General features: G+C 70.0%; 17 protein-coding genes and 2 pseudogenes. 11 read left to right on the forward strand and 8 right to left on the reverse strand.

What is annotated here, in order from left to right:
- Positions 1–5 precede the first annotated feature (5 nt).
- A complete protein-coding gene (locus ABZ470_RS21000) occupies positions 6–1,121 on the reverse strand; it encodes an NAD(P)/FAD-dependent oxidoreductase (protein ID WP_362913079.1) in 1,116 nt (371 codons plus the stop codon).
- Positions 1,122–1,174: 53 nt separating this feature from the next.
- Here ABZ470_RS21000 and ABZ470_RS21005 point away from each other — a divergent pair, with 53 nt between their 5' ends.
- Positions 1,175–1,867: a TetR/AcrR family transcriptional regulator C-terminal domain-containing protein gene (locus ABZ470_RS21005; protein WP_362913081.1), complete on the forward strand. Its 693-nt coding sequence runs from the start codon at positions 1,175–1,177 to the stop codon at positions 1,865–1,867.
- A 204-nt stretch (positions 1,868–2,071) separates the two neighbouring features.
- Here ABZ470_RS21005 and ABZ470_RS21010 read toward each other — a convergent pair whose 3' ends face one another.
- Positions 2,072–4,414: an excinuclease ABC subunit UvrA gene (locus ABZ470_RS21010; protein WP_362913083.1), complete on the reverse strand. Its 2,343-nt coding sequence runs from the start codon at positions 4,412–4,414 to the stop codon at positions 2,072–2,074.
- A gap of 283 nt (positions 4,415–4,697) precedes the next feature.
- On the opposite strand from ABZ470_RS21010, the gene ABZ470_RS21015 reads away from it, so the two are divergent.
- The 3 genes and pseudogenes from ABZ470_RS21015 to ABZ470_RS21025 all read left to right on the forward strand — a co-directional run bounded on the left by ABZ470_RS21015 (position 4,698) and on the right by ABZ470_RS21025 (position 7,275).
- Complete coding sequence (locus ABZ470_RS21015) at positions 4,698–5,855, forward strand: MFS transporter (RefSeq protein ID WP_362782732.1); 1,158 nt, start codon at positions 4,698–4,700, stop codon at positions 5,853–5,855.
- A 73-nt stretch (positions 5,856–5,928) separates the two neighbouring features.
- Positions 5,929–6,108: pseudogene (locus ABZ470_RS21020) on the forward strand (hypothetical protein); the annotation flags it as partial.
- 72 nt (positions 6,109–6,180) lie between these two features.
- The gene (locus tag ABZ470_RS21025; protein WP_352012299.1) at positions 6,181–7,275 is read left to right on the forward strand and encodes a PQQ-dependent sugar dehydrogenase; all 1,095 of its coding nucleotides are present in this window, start codon (positions 6,181–6,183) and stop codon (positions 7,273–7,275) included.
- A gap of 196 nt (positions 7,276–7,471) precedes the next feature.
- On the opposite strand, the gene ABZ470_RS21030 is transcribed toward ABZ470_RS21025, so the two are convergent.
- The 3 genes from ABZ470_RS21030 to ABZ470_RS21040 form a co-directional block, all read right to left on the reverse strand.
- Complete coding sequence (locus tag ABZ470_RS21030) at positions 7,472–8,281, reverse strand: STM4013/SEN3800 family hydrolase (protein WP_362913085.1); 810 nt, start codon at positions 8,279–8,281, stop codon at positions 7,472–7,474.
- A 124-nt stretch (positions 8,282–8,405) separates the two neighbouring features.
- Positions 8,406–9,056: a hypothetical protein gene (locus tag ABZ470_RS21035; protein ID WP_362913087.1), complete on the reverse strand. Its 651-nt coding sequence runs from the start codon at positions 9,054–9,056 to the stop codon at positions 8,406–8,408.
- Between the two features lie 297 nt (positions 9,057–9,353).
- Complete coding sequence (locus ABZ470_RS21040; RefSeq protein ID WP_362913089.1) at positions 9,354–9,890, reverse strand: hypothetical protein; 537 nt, start codon at positions 9,888–9,890, stop codon at positions 9,354–9,356.
- A gap of 307 nt (positions 9,891–10,197) precedes the next feature.
- Between ABZ470_RS21040 and ABZ470_RS21045 the strand changes: the two genes are divergently transcribed.
- Positions 10,198–12,000: a hypothetical protein gene (locus ABZ470_RS21045; protein ID WP_362913091.1), complete on the forward strand. Its 1,803-nt coding sequence runs from the start codon at positions 10,198–10,200 to the stop codon at positions 11,998–12,000.
- A 159-nt stretch (positions 12,001–12,159) separates the two neighbouring features.
- The gene (locus tag ABZ470_RS21050; protein ID WP_362913093.1) at positions 12,160–12,783 is read left to right on the forward strand and encodes a hypothetical protein; all 624 of its coding nucleotides are present in this window, start codon (positions 12,160–12,162) and stop codon (positions 12,781–12,783) included.
- A gap of 263 nt (positions 12,784–13,046) precedes the next feature.
- On the opposite strand, the gene ABZ470_RS21055 is transcribed toward ABZ470_RS21050, so the two are convergent.
- Together ABZ470_RS21055 and ABZ470_RS21060 are read right to left on the reverse strand one after the other, a co-directional pair.
- Positions 13,047–13,307, reverse strand: coding sequence for a hypothetical protein (locus tag ABZ470_RS21055; RefSeq protein ID WP_362913095.1), 261 nt, complete (start codon positions 13,305–13,307; stop codon positions 13,047–13,049).
- A gap of 210 nt (positions 13,308–13,517) precedes the next feature.
- The gene (locus ABZ470_RS21060; protein ID WP_362783659.1) at positions 13,518–13,757 is read right to left on the reverse strand and encodes a hypothetical protein; all 240 of its coding nucleotides are present in this window, start codon (positions 13,755–13,757) and stop codon (positions 13,518–13,520) included.
- 1,147 nt (positions 13,758–14,904) lie between these two features.
- On the opposite strand from ABZ470_RS21060, the gene ABZ470_RS21065 reads away from it, so the two are divergent.
- The 5 genes and pseudogenes from ABZ470_RS21065 (at position 14,905) to ABZ470_RS21085 (ending at position 18,018) form a co-directional block, all read left to right on the forward strand.
- On the forward strand, positions 14,905–15,456 hold the full coding sequence (locus tag ABZ470_RS21065) for an EF-hand domain-containing protein (protein ID WP_362913097.1): 552 nt from the start codon (positions 14,905–14,907) through the stop codon (positions 15,454–15,456).
- 165 nt (positions 15,457–15,621) lie between these two features.
- Positions 15,622–16,107 (forward strand): DUF2975 domain-containing protein, encoded by a 486-nt coding sequence (locus tag ABZ470_RS21070; RefSeq protein WP_362913099.1) that lies wholly within the window; start codon positions 15,622–15,624, stop codon positions 16,105–16,107.
- Positions 16,107–16,328: a helix-turn-helix transcriptional regulator gene (locus ABZ470_RS21075; protein WP_352012309.1), complete on the forward strand. Its 222-nt coding sequence runs from the start codon at positions 16,107–16,109 to the stop codon at positions 16,326–16,328. The genes ABZ470_RS21070 and ABZ470_RS21075 overlap by 1 nt, the downstream gene beginning before the upstream one ends.
- Before the next feature lie 113 nt (positions 16,329–16,441).
- A pseudogene (locus ABZ470_RS21080) lies at positions 16,442–16,663 on the forward strand (zinc ribbon domain-containing protein); the annotation flags it as partial.
- A gap of 179 nt (positions 16,664–16,842) precedes the next feature.
- The gene (locus ABZ470_RS21085; protein ID WP_362913101.1) at positions 16,843–18,018 is read left to right on the forward strand and encodes a low temperature requirement protein A; all 1,176 of its coding nucleotides are present in this window, start codon (positions 16,843–16,845) and stop codon (positions 18,016–18,018) included.
- A gap of 10 nt (positions 18,019–18,028) precedes the next feature.
- Here the strand turns inward: ABZ470_RS21085 and ABZ470_RS21090 are convergent, their stop codons facing one another.
- Positions 18,029–19,120 carry a hypothetical protein gene (locus tag ABZ470_RS21090; RefSeq protein WP_362913103.1) on the reverse strand — a complete coding sequence of 364 codons (1,092 nt, stop codon included), beginning with the start codon at positions 19,118–19,120 and terminating at the stop codon, positions 18,029–18,031.
- Positions 19,121–19,179 lie beyond the last annotated feature (59 nt).

Here is a 19,179-nt window from a genome sequence, read left to right on the forward strand (position 1 = left end):
AGGCTTCAAGACGGCTGGACCTCGTCGAAGAGGGCAAGTGCCTGGGTGGGGTCCTGGCTCACGAGACGTTCCAGGCCGGCCGTCGTGATCTTCGCCCACCTGCCGGCCCGCTCCCACATCTGCTCCTCGAAGGCACGGACGACCTCGTCCAGATCTCCGGAGGCGGCCACGGACTCGGCGAGCTCGGCGCCTTCCAGCATCGCGAGGTTCGCACCCGCCCCCAAGGGGGGCATCAGGTGGGCGGCATCGCCCAGAAGCGTCACCCCGGGGACGTGGTCCCAGGTGTGGGACACGGGCAGGACGTGGAGGGGGCGGGGGATGAAGGCGGTGCCGTGGCGGAGGAGGTCGAGAACGGGGGCGGTCCAGCCGTCGAACAGGGCCAGCAGGGTTGATCGCACCGCTTCGACGTCGGCCGGATCCAGGTTCGTGTGCCAGTCCAGCGGTGCGCGGGTCTGGACGTAGACCTTGACGTGGCCGCCGCTGTTGCGCTGGGCGACGAGGGAGCGGTTCACGCCGTACACGGCCACGGAACCGTCTCCGACCAGCCGGGCGAGGTCGGGGTGGCGGGTGTCGACGTCGTCCAGGGAGGTCTCGATCGCGGTGACGCCGGTGTAGTGCGGCGTGGCGGGGGAGACCGCGGGGCGGACCCGGGACCAGGCGCCGTCCGCGCCGACCACGAGGTCGAACGTCTCCTTCCGCCCGTCCGCGAAACGGACCAGCGTCCCGCCCGGGGTCCCCGGCACCACCTCTGTCACGCCTCGCCCCCACCGAACGTCGAGGGGGCCGAGCAGCAGGTCACGGAGCTGCCCGCGGTCGATCTCGGGATTGGCCCGGTCGTCCGGGCCGGGCCGCCAGTCGCGCAGGACGGTCCCGTCCGTGTCCAGGATGCGCATGGCCTGCCCCTCGGGACGGGACAGCGCCTGGAACTCCGCCAGCAGCCCCGCCTTGCTCAGGGCGAGCTGGCCCAGCCCCTTGTGCAGGTCCAGTGTGCCGCCCGGAGGACGGGCGCCGGGGGAGGGATCGCGTTCGAGGACGGTGACGGGGTGACCGTGGCGGTACAGGACGCGGGCGAAGGTGAGCCCGGCGGGCCCGGCCCCGACAACGGCGATACGACGTCTCATGTCGATACACTGTATTTCATTCTTACGTCGTATCGCGACAGTACGATGTAGCCATGACTGTGTGGGATCGTCCGGAGCCGTCGGCTCGTCCTGTGCCGCTCGACCGGGCGCGGATCGTCGCCGCCGCCATCGCGCTGGCCGACGAGGGCGGGCTGGAGGCGATGTCGCTGCGCAAGGTCGCCGCCCGGCTGGACGTCGGCCCGATGCGGCTGTACGGCTACATCTCCACCAAGGAGGAGTTGTTCGACCTCATGGTGGACGAGGTCTACGCCGAGATCCTCCCCGACGGGCGGCCCGGTGACTGGCGGGAGGCGCTGCGCGGCCACGCCCACCGCACCAGGCGGGCCGCCCTCCGTCACGAGTGGCTGGCCGACCTGCTCGGCGGCCGTCCGACCCTGGGCCCGAACGGCTTCGCCGTGGGTGAGGCCGCCCTGTCCGCTCTCGACGGCCTCGCCGACCTCGGCACCGTCATGCGCGCCGCGGAGACCGTCAACGCCTACGTCACCGGTGCGATCAGACGCGAGATCGCGAACCTGCGGGCCGAACGCGCCACGGGCCTGTCCGACCAGGACTGGCAGCGCGCCTACGGCCCGCATGTGCGCAGGATGCTGGACACGGGCCGCTTCCCGATGCTGACCAAGATCGTGTACGACGGCACGGAGGTGGACGCCGAGACGTCCTTCTCCACCGGCCTTGACTGGGTTCTCGACGCCGTGGCCGCCAAACTCGCCCAGCCGCCGATGTGACCCCCGGGGCCTCTCCCGGGCAGGAGCCGGCGGTCCTGGGGAAAGCGGTCCGCTCCTCGTTCCCGCCGGTCACCGGCAGGGCCTGCGGCATGACGATCCGTCGACCAGAGGGAGGCGGCCCCGGTCCCGTCCACGGAACCGGGGCCGCCTCCCTCTGTCTCCTGGAACCGTACGGCGAAGCGCTTCACCGGTACGTCCGGCGGATCACCGCGTGGCGGCCACCCGCCGCCCGAGGGAAGCCGGAGGGCGGAACGCCTGCGCGAGGGCCTGGCCGGTGAACGAGTCGGGATCGGCCGCCAGATCGGCCGGAGTCCCCTGGAAGACCACACGACCACCCGCGTCACCGGCACCAGGACCGATGTCGATGACGTGGTCCGCGTGGGCGACGACCCGCAGGTCGTGCTCGACGACGACGAGTGTGGCGCCGTCGTCGACCAGTTCGTCGAAGAGGACGAGCAGCCGGTCCACATCGGTGCCGTGCAGCCCGGTCGTCGGCTCGTCCAGGACGATGCGCTGGCCGCGTCCCCGGCCGACGTCTCCAAGGTGCTTGGCGAGCAGCAGCCGCTGTTTCTCCCCGCCGGACATGGTGTCCATGGGCTGCCCGACGGTGAGGTAGCCCAGGCCGACACGGTCCATCCACCCGAGCCTGGCGACGATGTCGGCGTGTCCGGCGAACAGCTCGATGAGCGTGGCGGGAGGCGAGGCGAGGACGTCGGCGATGGTCGCCCCGTTGACACGTGTGGCCAGGGCACGGGGATTGAACCGCGACCCCTCACAGACGTCGCAGGGGGTGAAGACGTCGTCGAGGAAGGCCAGCTCGGTGGTGATGAACCCACGGCCCCGGCACACCGGGCAGGCGCCCTTGGAGTTGAAGCTGTACCACGCGGGAGCGAGCCCGGACTCGGCGGCGAAGATCCTGCGGACCCGTTCGGCCAGGCCGAGCTGGCTCAGCGGCGTTGACCGCCCGCCACCCTGCAGAGGCTCCTGCCCGACCACGACGAAGTCCTGGTGCTGTCTGGGCAGTTCACCCGTGACCAGGGAACTCTTTCCCGATCCGGCCACGCCGGTGACGGTGGTGAGCAGCCGTAGCGGAATACCGACGTCGAAGCCCTGGAGGTTGTGGGCGCGCGCGTCCCGGATCATGACGTGACCGTGGGCGGGACGGGTCGTGGCGCGCGGCGTCAGCGGTTCGCGCAGGGCCCGCGCGGTCGGCGTGTCGGCGCGCAGCAGATCGGTGGCCGTCCCCTCGAACAGGATCCGGCCGCCCTGGCGCCCTGCTCCCGGCCCGAGGTCGACGACGTGGTCGGCGAGCGCGATGACCTGCGGATGGTGTTCGACCACCAGTACCGTGTTCGCGGCGTCACGAAGCCGGAGAAGAAGCTCGGTCAGCCGCCGGACGTCGTGCGGGTGCAGACCACTGCTCGGCTCGTCGAAGACGTAGGTCACCGAGCTCAGCGGACTGCCGAGATAACGGATGATCTTGACCCGCTGCGCCTCCCCGCCCGACAGCGTCGAGGAGACCCTGTCCAGGGTGAGGTAACCGAGCCCGACCGACCGCAGCGCCTCCAACCGCCTGCGGGCCTCCGACAGGGCGGGGGCGACCCGATGGTCGCTCAGGTCGGCGAGGAGGTCGTGGAGCCGGTCCACCGGCAGTGCCGTCCAGTCCGCGATGGAACGCCCGTCGACCAGGCTCGCCAGGGCGGCCTGGTTCAGGCGCGCGCCCCCGCACAGGGGACACGTCCGGGTGGTGATCACCTGGTGCATCGCCTCCTCGGTCTCCTTCGACTTCGACCGGGGCGGGTTGCGGATGTAGACGTCGCGCATCCGCGTCACGACGCCGTCGAACCTCGCCGTCTTGGGGAAACGCGGATCAGGGGCGGGCAGCTTCATCTGGTCGGCGAACAGGAAGTCCCGCATCTCCTGTTCCGTGTAGTCCCGCAGCGGCTTGGACCTGTCGAAGAGGCCGCTGTAGGCGAAACGCTTCCACCGGTAGGTGCCCGGCCGGAAGGCGGGGAACCGTACCGGCCCCTGGTCGATGGAGCTGTCCAGGTCGAGCAGCGCGTCGAGGTCGACGTCCTGGACCACGCCGAGCCCCTCGCAGTCCGGGCACATCCCGCTCGGGTCGTTGAAGGAGTAGGCGGGCGAGTATCCCGCAGACGGCTCGCCGACCCGCGAGAAGATCAACCGCAGCAGCGGGGCGATGTCGGTCGCAGTCGCCACCGTGGAACGCGCGTTCCCGGTGAAGCGGCGCTGGTCGATCAGGACGGTGAAGGTCAGGCCATCGATCCGCTGCACGTCCGGCTGGGCGGTGTGCGGCAGCCGGTTGCGCACGAAAGACGGGTAGGAGTCGTTGACCAGCCGCTGCGCCTCGGCCGCGACCGTGTCCAGGGCCAGCGACGACTTTCCGGAGCCCGACACGCCCGTGAAGACCGTCAGCGCCTCCTTGGGGATCTCCACGCACACCTCACGCAGGTTGTGCGTCGCGGCCTTCTCGACGACGATCCACCGGCCGCGACCGCCGTTTCCCCTGCCAGAGCCGTTTCGCATGTGTCCTTCCGTCCTCCCGGTACCGAACCCTTCGAATGGGCATGCCCAGCAGGAGGCCCGTCATCCTCCTTCCCGAAGATCCCGGCCGGTTACTCGCCGGGCACGCGCTGGTGTTGCGTCCGACGGCGCGGCAGCGCTTTCCGCGGATGAATCCCGGTTGCGGCGGGACCGATGGGCTTGGTGGGGTAGCCGCATGGACGGTGTCACTGAGCAGGCACGATGGGCGAGAGCGGGAAAAGGCGGGACCGCCACGCGACAACCGGCTTCATGGCACAGGCTTGCGGTGCTCGGGGCTCTGATGCTGGCCGCCCTCACTTTCAACACCGCGGAGAACCTGCCGGTCGGTCTCCTGGAGCTCATCTCCGACGATCTACGGGTGTCCCTGTCCGCGGTCGGCCTCCTGGTCACCGGTTACGGCGCGATGGTGGCCATCGCGTCGGTGCCGATCGCCCACGTCGTGCGGGCAGTGCCCCGACGCCACGTGCTCACGGGGTTGCTGGCCGCGCTCGTGGTGTCCAGCCTCGTCGCGGCGCTGGCCACCTCCTATTGGCAGCTCCTCGTGGCACGGCTGCTGACCGCGCTCGCCCAGGCGCTGTTCTGGGCCGTGATGGGGCCGGTCGCGGTTGGCCTGTTCGCGCCCGAGGTCCGGGGGCGTGTGATCGGGGCACTGTCCGTCGCCGGTTCGCTCGCCCTCGTGCTCGGTGTTCCCGCTGGGACCCGTCTGGGCCAGCAGAGCGGTTGGCAGGTGCCCATCGCCCTGCTGGCGGCCCTGGGGCTTGTCTCCCTGGTCACGATCGCCGTGCTGCTACCGACCTCGCGCCCGGAAGAGGAACCCGCCGCCTACGGCACCGGTCCCGACGCACGGCGGTTCGGGACGGTGCTGACGGCCGGGGCCCTGTCCGCCACCGGCGCGTTCACGGGATACACCTACATCGTGACCTTCCTGGGAGACGTGAGCGGGTTCTCCCCGAGCACGGTCAGCGTCCTGTTCGTGGGTTTCGGTGTCGCGTGTCTGGCCGGGGTGAGCATCACCGGGACGTTTCTGGACCGTTTTCCGCAGTCCGCGCTGGCCGCCGCCGTGGCCACGCAGGCGGTGGGCATGCTCGGCCTGTACGTCTTCGGTGCCCATCAGGTGGCGGCGGTGGTGTTCCTGGTGCTGATGGGCGGTGCGCTCGGGCCGGTTTTCATGACCACGCAGAACGCGATGCTGTACTGCGCGCCGGGCCGTACGGACATCGCTCTCGCGGCGAACTCCGGTGCCTACAACGCCGGCATCGCGGCGGGAGCCGCGATAGGGGCACTGGTCCTGCCGCTCGCCGAGGTACGGGGCACCTTCCTCGCCGGCGGGCTGCTGACCGTCGGGTCCTGCGCGGTCCTGCTCGGTGACCGACTGCTACGCGGGCGTCGCCGTACAGGAAGTCCTTCATCGGGTCACCGCTGAGGCCCGGACGTACTCGTGGCCCGTCGGGACCGGCCCGTCGAGCTTCTCGACCCCGCGGTAGGGCCAAGAGAAGACCGGCTACCTGCGGCGTAAGCTCGAAACCACCGGCTCTCTCGGATCGGATCCCGAATATGGTGACCTCATCTACTTCGTGCCCCGGGGCGGCGTCGGCCGCTCCGGCACCTACCGGGCCACACTCGGCCGACTGACCAAGCCCGAAGGCGGCGACGTCACCGTGGCCCTGGCCGGCTGACCATCCGGCCACGTGAGTCCCGCCTCCCCGTCGTCCCACCCGGCTCCCGACGCAGATTCGACGGACATGCTCATGACCACGAGAACGTTGCTCCTACGGCTGGCCGCTCCCGCACTCGCTTTGATCGCGTCGGCCACGCTGACCGCGTGCGCGCCGGACCAGGGTGCCGCACGCGCCGCCCTCTCCTCCGCGCGGGCCGCGTCCGCCACCCCGCTCGCCCCGGTCACCACGATCGCCGACGGCCTGGACGCCCCCTGGTCCATCGCCTTCCACGGCCGGACGGCCCTGGTCAGCGAGCGGGACACCGCCCGCGTCGTCGAGATCGGCGAGCGGGGAGCCGTCCGTCAGGTCGGCGTCATCGAGGCGGTCACCCCGATGGGCGAAGGCGGTCTCCTCGGCATCGCTGTCCGCAACGGTTTCCTGTACGCCTACTACACCGCGAACGACGGGAACCGGATCGAGCGGTTCGAGCTCACCGGCACCCCCGGCAGGCTCGGCCTCGGACGCTCCTCCACCGTGCTCGACGGGTTGCCGTCGGCGAGCTATCACAACGGCGGCCGGATCGCGTTCGGACCCGACGGGATGCTGTACGCCACCGTCGGGGACGCCGGCGACCGCCCCGCAGCCCAGGACAAGAACACGCTCGCGGGCAAGATCCTGCGGATGACGCCGGAGGGGAAGGTTCCCCCGGACAACCCGTTCGCGGGCTCCCTGGTCTACAGCTTCGGCCACCGCAACCCCCAGGGCATCGCCTGGGACAGCGGCGGCACCCTGTACGCCAGCGAGTTCGGACAGGACACCTGGGACGAGCTCAACGTCATCCGGCCAGGCGGCAACTACGGCTGGCCCGAAGTCGAAGGCATCGCCGGCCGGGACGGCTTCACCGACCCGGTCCAGCAGTGGCCACCGGCCGAGGCGAGCCCCAGCGGCATGGCCATCACGAACGGGACGATCTACCTGGCCAACCTGCGCGGCAGGCTCCTCCGGCAGATCCCGCTCGACCGGCTCTCCACCTCCACCCAGCACCTCGCCGGCCGGTACGGACGCCTCCGTGACGCCGTCGTCGCCCCCGACGGGTCGCTGTGGGTGCTGACCAACAACACCGACGGCCGCGGCACCCCCGGCCCGGGAGACGACCGCATCCTCCGCGTCGCGATCGGCGGCTGACACACCCGCCGCTGGTTCGCCACCCGCCCTCCGCCCGCCGTCCAGCGGATGGGGCAGGAGCCGGGCGCCCACCCATGTGGCGTGCCGTCCGTTTCGCCCGTCGTGGTGCTCATCGGCGGGCGACCCCACGACGGCTCACGTCCGGCCGGACGGTTCGGCAAGGATCTCCCGGCCGCGGCGTCGTGCGACGGCTCCGTCAGCGTGTCGTGGCGGGGATGACGGTCTCGGCGTACGGCACGGCCCACACGGTCGGGTGGGAGATCGAGTGGCCGGTCCAGCCGTCCTCGCCGTAGGCCTCCCCATGATCGGCGCAGATGAGACCGAGCCAGGGGCCGAGGGACGGCAGCGCGTCGAACAGGCGCCCGAGTTCGGTGTCGGCGTAGGCCAGCGCGGCGCACTGGCTTTCCCACGAGTCCTGTGACTGCCCCGGCAGGTAGAAGTGCGTGGGCATGTGCGTGGCGGAGACGTTGAGGAACAGCAACAGGCGCCGGTCCTTGGGGTGGCCGTCCAGGATCCGCAGGGCGACATCCACCTGGTGGCGGGTGGAGTCCGGCTCATCGGCGCTCATCCGGCGATGCCAGTGACTCTCCTGGAAGAGCGCGGGAAGCACACTTCCCAGTGGTGTGAGATGGGAGAAGAACTCCACGCCTCCGATGCACACGGTGCGATAACCGAGGCCGGCCAGGCCGGAGACGATGTCGGGTGCGTCGAAGACGTAGGTGCGTTCACCGATGGTGGCGCCGTTCGGGGAGCGGCAGGCCAGAAGCCGCGGAGGCCGGCCGGGGCGTGCGGGAGTGGGGAGCCAGCCCGCGAAGAACGACATGTGCGCCGGGAAGGTGTAGGTCCCGAGGGTCCGGCGCTCTTCCCAGTTACCGCCCGGCAGGATCCGCGCCAGGTTCGGGCTCCGACCGGCATGAAGAACGGAACGCGCCGTGTCGAAGCGAAGCGAATCGAGCGTGATGAACAAGATGTTGTGGCTGGGGATCACGTCATGGCCACTGATCACGATGTCTCCTTACCCGTCCACCTCCCGGTCCTCCAGCGTGGACGCGCGACCCCAATCGGGTGATTCCGTCTCGAACGTCGGTGCCACCACGTTCACCGCGTGTCATACCCCGGCGGTTCGCGACTCATCGAGTGCTTCGGAAGCTCTGGGCCCAGCGGTGCAGCTCGGCGGTGGCCTCGTCGCGGGTGAGGGAACCACGTTCCAGGTGGACCTCCTGGAGATGCCGGATCGCGGCCCCCACCATCGGGGAAGGCGGGATGCCGAGCGCCCGCATCACCGTTCTGCCGTCGAGGACGACGGGGGCGTCGTCACGCCTGGTGTACCTGTCCCGTTCGGCGGCGGTGTGGGCGTCGGCCTCTTCCTTGGCACGGCACGCGGCCTCCCACACGTCGTAGTCGGCGGCCTCCAGGGCGTCCAGGCCCGCCCGGCACCACCCTTCCATGTCGCGTTCCCACCCAAAGCCGACCGTGTCGAACAGGTCCAGCGCACCTGCTCCGATCGCTCCGAGGCGGGCGAGCACGGCGTTGATCGGCCAGTCCTCATGTGGCGGTCCGACCCGGACCGACGCGTACCCGGGGCCCCAGCTCTGCCGGCCGTTCTCCCACAGGGCAGCGGCCTGGCTGCCGTTACCGCCCCAGAAATCCGCTTCCACATAAGCGATACGGCCGCCGTGTGACCAGCCCCTGAGCCTTTCGGTGAACCCCGGGGACATGAGCATGAACGGCCCGCTCTCCCGTCGCGCGTCGGTCAGCTCGTTGAAAATCTCGTCAGTCACCGGTAGCAGCCCCAGGCGTTGCCGGAGAGGCGCCACCACCGCCCGCGGCACATCGCCCGACAAAGAGCGGAGATGGTCGAAATCACCGACAACACCGTGGAGCACATAGGACATGCCCGCACCCTAGGCCGGGCAGCGGCACACAACCACCGCATTTCATGGCCGGGCGTCGCGGTGTCGACCACCGGGTGGGCAACCCGCGCTGAGACACCGCGTTTCAAGCTGCGAGGGTGTGCTTCCCCTGGTGAAGGCGGTGTTGGCCGCGGTCGAGGTGACAGGTCACCGTTCGCCGTAGCCTCAGGAGCCCTGAGCCGTGTCAGCTCGGCTCTCGAACTTCGGCGATTTCCACGACAGCAGATTCCTCAATCCAGGGTCTTCGGTCCGCCACGCGCGATACGCCCTGTGCACGAGGTCCAGTCCGGCGAAGCCGTACAGGCCGGTAATCCTGGCACGGTAATGCTCATCCGGACCGCCCTCCCGGAATTCGACGTCATAGTCGACGTCAACCTCCTCGTCGGCATCCGGGTTCTGGCCACCCGCGTAATCAAGGTGAACCTGGAAGTAGAACTGGCCCGCCGGCTCGCGATCCAGCCTTTCCACGATCGCGAACATCCAGCGTGCGTTCAGGTCCGCGAAAAGGTCGTGCACCTCGGTGTCGGTTGGATCGTCCAGCACACGCCCGCTCACATCGGATGCTCGAAGTCTCGGTGCGGCCATGCGGGGATCATAGACCGCGATCACCGGCTCGGTGCCTTGCGCTCGGTCACCGCCGACCGGGCCATGGAACCGTCCCTGCGGCTCCGTCGCATCCTCCTTGTCGGGGTGCCGGTCCATGGCTTCGGCCGTGAGACCAACGAGGCCGGGTCTGACCCGCGCTGTCCCGGCGGCGCGTCTCCAACCGGGACGCCACCACGGTGCAGGAGTCGCGGGACGCCGCGGTGGCCGGTGGTTGTCCGACCGCATTTGTGCCGCTCAAAGGCGTGCGTGGCCCTCAGGGTGGGGTTTCATCCGTGCTGTAACGGTGGCGTGGGGGTAACCGCAATCTAACTTAACGTTCGGTAATGGGTCGATTACAAATGGCAACCGTAGGGTGCGGTCGGCCCTTCGGCCGTACCGCGACAACCGGCAGGAAAGGATCCCTATGGCCTTGCCACAGAACCCCCCTCCCGGCGGATGCCCCAAACGCGTCGTGCTGACCAACGGCGGTTTCGAGCAGCCTCAGGTACCGAACCGGGACAACGTCACCTTCCTCGACGCCGGCCAGGTACCCGGCTGGCAGACCAACGACAGCAGGAACCAGATCGAGTTCTGGCCCTCCAACTCCTCCACCTACGGTGTCCCGTCGGCGGAGGGAACCCAGTTCGTCGAGCTGAACGCCAACTCGGCGTCCATGCTGTACCAGGACCTGCCCACCACACCCGGCCAGAAGCTGTACTGGAGGCTGCGCCACCGCGGCCGCAGCGGCAACGACGTCATGCAGGTCCACATCGGCCCGGTCCCGGCGCAGGGCGCCCGGCTCGTCCCCAACAACAACCCCCAGAACCTGGAGGACGGCACCGGCGCGTGGGGCACGCACAGCGGCGTCTACACCGTCCCCGCGGGTCAGGACCACACCCGGTTCGGGTTCGTCGCCATCCGCTCCGCCGGAGGCAGCCCCAGCGTCGGCAACTTCCTGGACGACATCGTCTTCGGCACCGCACCGTGTGTGGTGCTGACCAAGAAGGCCGCACCCGACGGCGAGCTGAAGATCGGCGACACCGTCACCTACGAGGTCACCGCCGTCAACGAGGGCGGCTCGCCCGCCGACAACCTCGTCCTGACCGACGCCGTCCCGCCGGGCACCAGCCTGGTGCCCGGCTCACCGCGCATCGTGAACGGCCCCGGGGCCGGCAGCGACGAGCGCGCCTCCTACGATCCGGTCTCGCGCACGGTGACCTTCCGCCTCGGCGAGGGCGCCACCGCCGACGCGGGCGGCCGGCTGGACCCCTCCACCGACGGCAGGCCGGTCTCCACCACGGTCCGGTTCCAGGTGAGGATCGAGCGGACGGCCGGCGGCCACCTGATCGAGAACCAGGCCAAGGCGACCTACGACAACACCCTGGAGAACCCCGTCGAGCACAGGGACGCCGTCTCCAACGCGGTCACCACCCCCGTGCGGCGGCCTGTCGACCTCGGCCTGACCAAGGCGGCCGACCGCACCCAGGTCGGTGTGGGGGAGGTCGTGACCTTCCACCTGCTCGTCACCAACCACGGCCCCGGCCAGGCCACCGGCGTGAAGGTCACCGACAGACTGCCCAGACACCTGACCTACCTGTCCGCGCACGCCACCGGAGGCACCGGCACCGGCGGCTACGACCCGGCGAGCGGTGTCTGGAACGTCGGCACGCTGGATGAGAACGCCAGCGCGCGCCTGGAGCTCAAGGCCGTGGTGACCAGGCCCGGCGCGATCCGCAACACCGCCGCGGCCACCGCCAACGAGACCCCGCCCGACCACCCGGTCACCACCAGCACGCTCGTCGTCTGCGCGCTGCCGCCGCAGCCCTGCCCGCCCCGTCACAGCGGTGGTCACGGCGGCGGTTGCGGAGGAGGCTGCGCCCCGTTCCCGCCTTCCTGCCCCGAGACGTGCGGTCACACCGTCTCCGGCCGCACCGAGCCCGGCCAGGGCTGGCAGGTCTACACCGACACGACCATCACCCTGCAGGTGGACACCGGCGACGCCGAGTTCGCCGCCACCCCGGTCTACGTGGCCTCGATCAGCAGCACCGGCGGATCGCAGTGGCTGCTCAGCGGCGCAACCGGCATCTACGACGCCACTCCCACCGGCTTTCGCGTCTACGTGCGCTGGACCGACGGCGGGCCGCTGAGCCCGGCCGACGCCGAACGCTACGGCTGGTACGTCACCTGGATCGGCAACGAGGGCCCCACCTCCCCGCAGGCGTCCTGACTCCCCGCCTCCCGAAGGGCGCTCCCGCTCCGGACGGATGAGGACACGACCGCCACCTGGTTCGGCGCTGCCCGCGACCCACCCGGCCCACAGCGGTCCTCGCGGCGCCGCCCCCTGTTCCTTTTCTCCTTTGCCGGCCCAACCGTGAAAGGACACCCCATGAAGTCGCCGTACTCGACCGCCAAGCTGGTTCTGCCGGCGGTGTTGTCGATGCTCGCGCTCGCCGGCGCGTTGCTCGTCACCACGCCGGCCGACGCCGCATTCACCGCCCGGCCCGCCCAGGCACCCGTCGCCGAGGCCACACCCTCGCCTGTCGTCTCCCCGCCGTTCGTCGACGACGAGCGCCGTCACGTCGTCCAGAACGTCAGGACCAACGGCTATCTCATCCACGAGGGATACTCCGCCCCGGGCTGCGTCAACTGCTACGTGCTCGCCTGGACCGCGGGCGTGACCCCGCCGGCCAACGAGTGGTTCTTCGAGGAGGGCCAGGTGCGGGGCGGCCATCTCTGGTTCCGCATGCGCAACGCCAAGTCCAACCTGTGCGCCGCGCCCGGCCGCATCGTCGACGGCCTGCCCAGCGTGGTCAGCAAGGACTGCAGCAGCACGAACGAGTTCCTGTGGCGGGCCGAGCCCGACCGCGAGGGCGATTGGCGCACCGTCAAGTTCGTCTCCTCCATCACCAGAAACGCCATCAGACCCGTCTACGGCACCGGGCCGAACGAGTTCGTCGTCCTGGCCGACGACGGCTACAGCCCCAACTACTACTGGTCGGTCTCCCGCTAAACCGGCATGACGGGCGGCCTTCCCCGCCCCCATAGGTCGCAGACGGGCGTGGAACGGCGAGAAGCCCGCGCGATGATCTCGTCGTCAGCATGGGGCAGACGGTCCGGGTGATGGCAGTGGACGTCGGCATCGGCGATGACGCGCGGCTCTCACTCCCGGAAAGGTACGGTGCCGCCCACAGTGGGTCGTGGGCGGCACCGTACGGGTTCGTGGTGAAACATTCCTTCGCGGTCGGGAGATGGCGGATGGCGTGTTCTCGATGGTTACCCGCCGGGCGGGGTGATGCGGACGACCTCGGAACCCGGCGCGTGAGGTCGAAGGTGACGACCGCCCGCCCCGGGAATGCGCTTCTCCACACCTTTGAAGGAGCCCAGGGCGTAGATCAGCGCGGTGGACACCTTCGGGTCGGTGAGCTCGGGTGTGTCCCTGGGTTGCGCGGCGCCGTCCGAGCCGGTGATGACCGTGATGAGCTTGTCCGGGCAGGCACGGTTCTGCAGTTCGTGGAGGAACTTCGGCAGGAACATCTCCTGTGCGCACGTCCTGGAGAACCGGGTTGCCCCGCGTGTAGAGGGCGCTGGTTCTTGTCGCCGAGAAGGTCGGCGAACTGCTTGAGGAAGGCCGCAGACCGTCGACCTCCTTGAGCCTTTTCAGCTGCTACCCGAACTGCTCGGGTGTGGTGACGCCCTTCACCTCCTCCACCAGCGACCGCACCGGGGCCTTGTCCTGTCCGGGCATCACAGCCACCTGCTTCCGGCCGTTCCGCCGGCCAGCCACGAGCTGATCTGGGCGGCCGCGCCGCCCGTCGCGAGCACCAGCAGGAGGCTCTCGGGCAGCGGCTGGCCGCTCACCCGCAGTACCGCCGTGACGAGGACGACCACGATCAGGACGACGATCCGGTGGCCGGAGGGCATGGTCACCGGGGTGGGGCGCGTAGCGGGCGCCGGCGACTTGCGGCGCGGGGTACGGACGGACATGTGGGCCTCTTTCCTGGGCGCGGCGTGGAATCCGCTGCGGTGTTCGTCGGGCGGTTACCGGCCGCCCTCGATCTGTGGTCGTAAGAGTTACGCATTTCCCGGTCACCGGTCTAGATTTCCTGACCTTTCCGTCCTTCGGAATTCTCCGGAAGCGTTCGGTCGTATGCGACTTATAGCCGCGGCCCATTCCGTACGACCGTTCCGAAACCGCGATTCGCGGCCGAAACCTTCCCGCATCGGAGAACCGGACAAAAGATGGGAAATAAATAAAGGGGCCCCTGCCGGTACAGGGGCCCCACATGTCCCTCGAACGGTCCACGCCGCGCTCGGGAAGGCAAGGCGGGCGTCCGAGGCGGCGGGTGCCTGAACGCCACGCCGACCCCGGTCTCACTTCCCGCACCCCACCGGACAAGATCCAGCAGCTTTCCGAAATATTCGGAAAGCCCCCTGAACTGCCAGAACACCACCCGAGCACCCACCAGAACCCGCGCCATCCCCACCCCGCCACCCTCGGCGACCGGACCCCGGCCACCCCTTCCCGAACCCGCCCATGTCGGCCGTCAAGCACGTCCAACGCCGCCAGAGCCGGTCCCGGCGACCTCGGCCAAGACCCACACCCGGCAGCGAGAGGCATCGCGGGAGAGGCCGTTTTTCGAACCCTTCGGCCCCTTCGTCAAGCAGAACTTCCACCATCCCGTCTTATCCGCCGAGTTCCGGCTCGCTTTCCCCTGGCGGACAAAGGCGTTATCCGGCGAGAACACCACAACACCCAACGAAGAATGCGAGTTGTCCGCCGGGATGAGACGGGTGCCGACGTTGAGATCGTGCCACCCCCACCGTCGTCCGAGGCAGGCGGACCCCGCCGCCGCCCCGGCGGTGGATCGCCGACTCGACCGTCGCCACTTTCGAAGGGTCGGTCCGGGGGAGTGGGGCGAAAGGTCAATGTCACCGTGCTTGGTAGTGCACCCCTGATCACAAACAACTACTCTTCGCATCTGATATGTCGCTTTATGTAGCTCTCGATCCTGGTTGGAGTTCCATGCCTTCACGGCACACGTCGCCGCCCATCGCCACAGCGTCGGCCTTCGCCCCGGCCGGTGTCCCCGCCCCAGCCCTTACCCGACCGCTCCCGCCCAAGGAGGCCACCATGGTCCACGACAGCACCGAGCAGAAGTTCACCTTCCTGTTCACCTGGTTCGACCGCACCGGCGACGGCCATCTCACCCGCGATGACTTCCAGCGGATCGGCGAGGTGTTCGCCGCGGTGACCCCGGACGAGGGCGCCAAGAGCGCGCTACGCGCGGCGTTCATGATCTGGTGGGACGTCCTGGGCGAGGCCGGCGTCCCGGACGCTCAGGGCCGCATCGGTCCCCAGCGGTTCGTCTCCGCCATGCGCTCCCACGTCGCCTCCGACGCCGCGACCCTCGAACGCCTGGTGATGCCCATCGTCGACGCCCTCATGCGCGCCCTGGACACCGACGGAAGCGGCGCGCTCACCGCCGATGAGTACGTCCGCCTGTACGACGCCCTCGGTATCACCCCGGCCGTCTCCGGCGCGGCCTTCCAGCGCCTCGACCGCAACGGCAGCGGCACCCTCACCCATGAGGAGTTCCGCGCCGCCATCGAGGAGTTCTACCTCGGCACCGACACCGAGGCGCCCGGCAACTGGATGCTCGGCTCACCTCTCCCGTTCGGCTGACCGGCCACAGGAGGGCATGCTCAAGCCGTCCCGCCTTCGCGGCCTGGAAATCCTGCGCCGTCGCCAACGGGACTCCCGCGACGGCGCGAAGTCACCACCTCCAGCCCTTGCCCAAGGTATCGAAAATCGATAGATTTCCATCGCAATTCGATGGAAGGACGGGGCATGGGAAAACTGACAGTGCGTGCGCTTCGCGTCGTGCTTGCGACGGTGTTCGTCGGCACCGTGTTCGTACAGGTATCGATGGTGTGGACATTGGCCACCGATCCGGAGGACGGGTCGCTCCCGCTGACCCCGCTGCGCTTGATCACGATCCTGGGCATGGTGTCGGGCCAGGTCACCCTGGTCAGCGTATGGCGGCTGGTGACGATGGTGCGACGCGGAACCGTGTTCTCCCACGCCGCCTTCCGGTACGTGGACGCCGTGATCGGCGCGATCGTTGTGGCCGCCCTCCTGTGGTTCGCGGTCACGGCCCTCAACGCGCCGGGGCAGCGGGACGACCCGGGCGTCACCGTCATCATGGGCGGGATCGGCCTGGGCATCCTGGGGGTCGCGCTCATCGTGCTCGTACTGCGGATGCTGCTCGCCCAGGCCGTCGCGCGCGACGTCGAAGCGACGCGGATGCGGGCCGAGCTGGACGAGGTGATCTGATGCCGATCATCGTCGACATCGACGTGATGCTGGCCAGGCGGAAGATGTCCGTGGGCGATCTCGCGGACCGCGTCGGGATCACGCCCGCCAACCTGGCGGTGCTCAAGAACGGCCGCGCCAAGGCGGTGCGCTTCTCGACGCTCGCCGCTCTCTGCGAGGTCCTCAAGTGCCAGCCGGGTGACCTGCTGCGCTGGGAGGCCGAGGACGCCGCGGGCGGATGACGTCCACGCTCACGGCCGTCCTCGCGTCCAGTTCCCAGCCCTTCGCGTACACCGCGGCGAACCCCTCCCCGCCGAGCGCGGCCTGGCCGCCAAGGCCCGAACGCGCATCGACCCGCCTCACCCAGGCCGAGTTCGCGTGTACGGCGTGCGGGCACACCGCGCACGCCGACGTGAACGCGGCGGTCAACATTCTCAGGGCAGGGCTTGCCCTTCGCCGGGCCACGCAAGCGGTTTGGCGAGAAGCCGCTCCCTTCAGGGAGCGGAGGAGTCACAGATCTGTCGCTGTTCGGCTGAGCGGGGGGCCGACCGCCGTGCCCCGCCGTTTGGGCCGTTGACCGGCTCGGACGCGCTCCTTCGCGGCCGGTGACGCCGACCCGGGCGCCGGGCCTGGAAAGCCGTCGTTCGTGAGAGAGCCACGTCGACGCCCGCCCGGTGTCGTGACCCGTTGTGACGATCATCTGGCTTATTGTGAAGGCATGCCGAGTCGGGCCGTGACCCTGTCAGGCGTCCCGGCGTGAGCGCGACGTCGGACGCCGGGCTGCGCCGTGCCGTGTCCCCGCTGGAGCTGTTCTTCGACCTGGCCTTCGTCTTCGCCCTCAGGCAACTCGCGGAGCACCTGCACGCCGAGCTGTCCTGGCGTGGCGCCGCCGAGACGGCGGTGATGCTGGTCGCGGTCCTCAGCACCTGGGTCCTCACCAGCTTCGACGCCACCTTCCTGGACATCACGCGGCCCCGGACCCAGGGGCTGGTGCTGGCGGTGATGGGCCTGGGCCTGTTCATGAACGCCCAGATCCCGCACGCGTTCGCGGCCCGCCCGTGGGCGTTCACGGTGCCTCTGGTGGCGATCCTGCTCCTGACCGGCGCGACGGCCGCCCTGACCACCTCGGTGGCCGTCCTGCGCAGCCACTACCACCGGGTGCTGGTGTGGGCCGCGGTCTCGATTCCGCTGTGGCTGGCCGGGGCCGCGGCCGATCCCGGATCCCGGCTGGTCTGGTGGGCCGGTGCCGCCGCGGTCGACCTGGCCGGGACGTGGCTGAGGCACCCGCTGCCCGGCAGGGTCTTCCCGTCCCGGCACTTCGTGTTCGACGCCGAGCACATGGTGGAACGGATCCGGCTGTTCCTCATCCTGCAGCTCGGTGAGACGGTGCTGACCATCGGGTCGGCGATCTCCGACGCCCCGGTCGACGTGCCGACGACGGCCGCCGCCTTCGGGGTGTTCGTCGCGCTGGTGTGCCTGTGGGCCACGTACTTCCTCGGCGGCGAGAAGATCGTGACACGGCAGATCGCGATCACAGCCGACCCGATGCGGTCGATCCACCGCGCGGTGAACGGCCTGTACGGCACGCTGACAGGCCTGGTGATCGGCGCGGTCGGCTCCGAGCTGGTGATCGGCCACGCCACCGGCCCCGGCAACGCCCAGGTGGGCCTGCTCCTGTGTGGTGGCCCGATCCTGTACCTGGTCGCGCAGGCGTGGTGGTACTACGTCACCACGGGACGGGCGTGGGTCGCACGGCTTCTCGCGTGTGGCGCCTGCGCCGCGGTCGGGGTCGCGGCGCGGTGGCTGCCGCCGCTGGTCTCGGTGCTGATCCTGGACGTCGTCCTCGTGGTGCTGGTCGTCGTGCTGACCCGGGTGCACCGCCAGGTGGTCGAGGCGCTGGACGCCGGAGGCGGAGACCGGCGGCGCGGTTGACGTGCGCTCGTCAGGCCTTTCCCGTGATGGTTTCGAGCCCGTCGTCCCAGCGCCAGCGTACGTGGCGGCCGCTCAGGTGGACGCCGCCGATCCAACGGTCGAGGCCGTTGAGCGCGACGTGGTCGGCCTCGCCCGCGAGTACCCGTGCTCCGGTTTCGGTCAGGCGCAGGCGGGTGGCGTGGCCGACCCGGCGGTCCCCTCGCTCGGCGTCGAGCAGCGGAACCGGAGCACGGATCATCCGGTCGATCATCGCGAAGTACCAGATGTCTCCGAGGTACGGGCGTGTTTCCCGCGCCGCCGCGCGGATGAACACGGTTCCTGCGTCGGGCGCGCCGTCGGCGACCGCGGCGAGTACCCGTCGTTCGGCCAGTGACAGCCCGTCGCGGGTGGCCGGGTACTCCCTGCTGAGCCGGTCGAACGCCTCGCCGAGGAAGCGCAGCTCAGCCGAGTGGCTCGCGGCGACGGCGCCGAGGCCGTCGGGGGTGGGCGCCCGGAAGGCGCCCCAGGCGTGGGTGGCGAGCCGCAGCGCGTCCGGGGTCAGCCGGGCGCACGCCCTCGTCGCGGGCAGTTCGCGCAGCTGTTCCACGGTCAGCTGGCCGAGGCCGCCGAAGCGGGCGATGCCGGGATGCTCGCCGATGCAGATCAAGGTGATGCGCCGTGCGGGAACACCCAGGTCGGCGAGGCGGGCGAGGATCTGGATGATCTGCAGCTGGTCGTACAGGTCCGCCTCGAACCACAGCACGTACTCGCCGTCCCGGTTGTCCTCCAGGACGCGGTCGCGTTCGGCGAACATCGCCGCGGCCTCACCCCGTTCGTCCGCGCCCGCCTCGGCGAGGAAACCAGCCCTGACACGGCGGAGCTCCCCGGCCCCCACCGCGGGCACCGGGCCGTCGTGCAGGACGTCACGCCAGAACAGCACACGCCGGGCGAGCCCGGTTTCCGGCAGGGCCGTGCCGTCGCCGTTGCTGACATGCAACGCCGTGGCCATCCGGTCGTCGGCCGGCCGTTCGGCGAGGAGCCTGCCACGGGCGGCGGCGTACGACTCGCCGGTCTTGGTCATCCGGGCGCGCACGCGTCGTTTGAAGTCGGGCTGCTTCGTCATGGTCGTCTCCCACGCGGCCAACCGTGGATCCCCCAGCGACCGGTACGGCGGGCACGCGA

It is taken from the genome of Streptosporangium sp. NPDC020072, assembly GCF_040631445.1.
Classification (GTDB): Bacteria; Actinomycetota; Actinomycetes; order Streptosporangiales; family Streptosporangiaceae; genus Streptosporangium.

What these genes read in the sequence shown, in the direction of transcription:
- ABZ470_RS21000 (WP_362913079.1), bottom strand. Translation starts at nt 1,121, where the DNA reads ATGAGACGTCGTATCGCCGTTGTCGGGGCCGGGCCCGCCGGGCTCACC.
- ABZ470_RS21025 (WP_352012299.1), top strand. Translation starts at nt 6,181, where the DNA reads ATGACCACGAGAACGTTGCTCCTACGGCTGGCCGCTCCCGCACTCGCT.
- ABZ470_RS21065 (WP_362913097.1), top strand. Translation starts at nt 14,905, where the DNA reads ATGGTCCACGACAGCACCGAGCAGAAGTTCACCTTCCTGTTCACCTGG.
- ABZ470_RS21010 (WP_362913083.1), bottom strand. Translation starts at nt 4,414, where the DNA reads ATGCGAAACGGCTCTGGCAGGGGAAACGGCGGTCGCGGCCGGTGGATC.
- ABZ470_RS21005 (WP_362913081.1), top strand. Translation starts at nt 1,175, where the DNA reads ATGACTGTGTGGGATCGTCCGGAGCCGTCGGCTCGTCCTGTGCCGCTC.
- ABZ470_RS21090 (WP_362913103.1), bottom strand. Translation starts at nt 19,120, where the DNA reads ATGACGAAGCAGCCCGACTTCAAACGACGCGTGCGCGCCCGGATGACC.
- ABZ470_RS21060 (WP_362783659.1), bottom strand. Translation starts at nt 13,757, where the DNA reads ATGTCCGTCCGTACCCCGCGCCGCAAGTCGCCGGCGCCCGCTACGCGC.
- ABZ470_RS21045 (WP_362913091.1), top strand. Translation starts at nt 10,198, where the DNA reads ATGGCCTTGCCACAGAACCCCCCTCCCGGCGGATGCCCCAAACGCGTC.
- ABZ470_RS21040 (WP_362913089.1), bottom strand. Translation starts at nt 9,890, where the DNA reads ATGGACCGGCACCCCGACAAGGAGGATGCGACGGAGCCGCAGGGACGG.
- ABZ470_RS21075 (WP_352012309.1), top strand. Translation starts at nt 16,107, where the DNA reads ATGCCGATCATCGTCGACATCGACGTGATGCTGGCCAGGCGGAAGATG.
- ABZ470_RS21050 (WP_362913093.1), top strand. Translation starts at nt 12,160, where the DNA reads ATGAAGTCGCCGTACTCGACCGCCAAGCTGGTTCTGCCGGCGGTGTTG.
- ABZ470_RS21055 (WP_362913095.1), bottom strand. Translation starts at nt 13,307, where the DNA reads ATGTTCCTGCCGAAGTTCCTCCACGAACTGCAGAACCGTGCCTGCCCG.
- ABZ470_RS21070 (WP_362913099.1), top strand. Translation starts at nt 15,622, where the DNA reads ATGGGAAAACTGACAGTGCGTGCGCTTCGCGTCGTGCTTGCGACGGTG.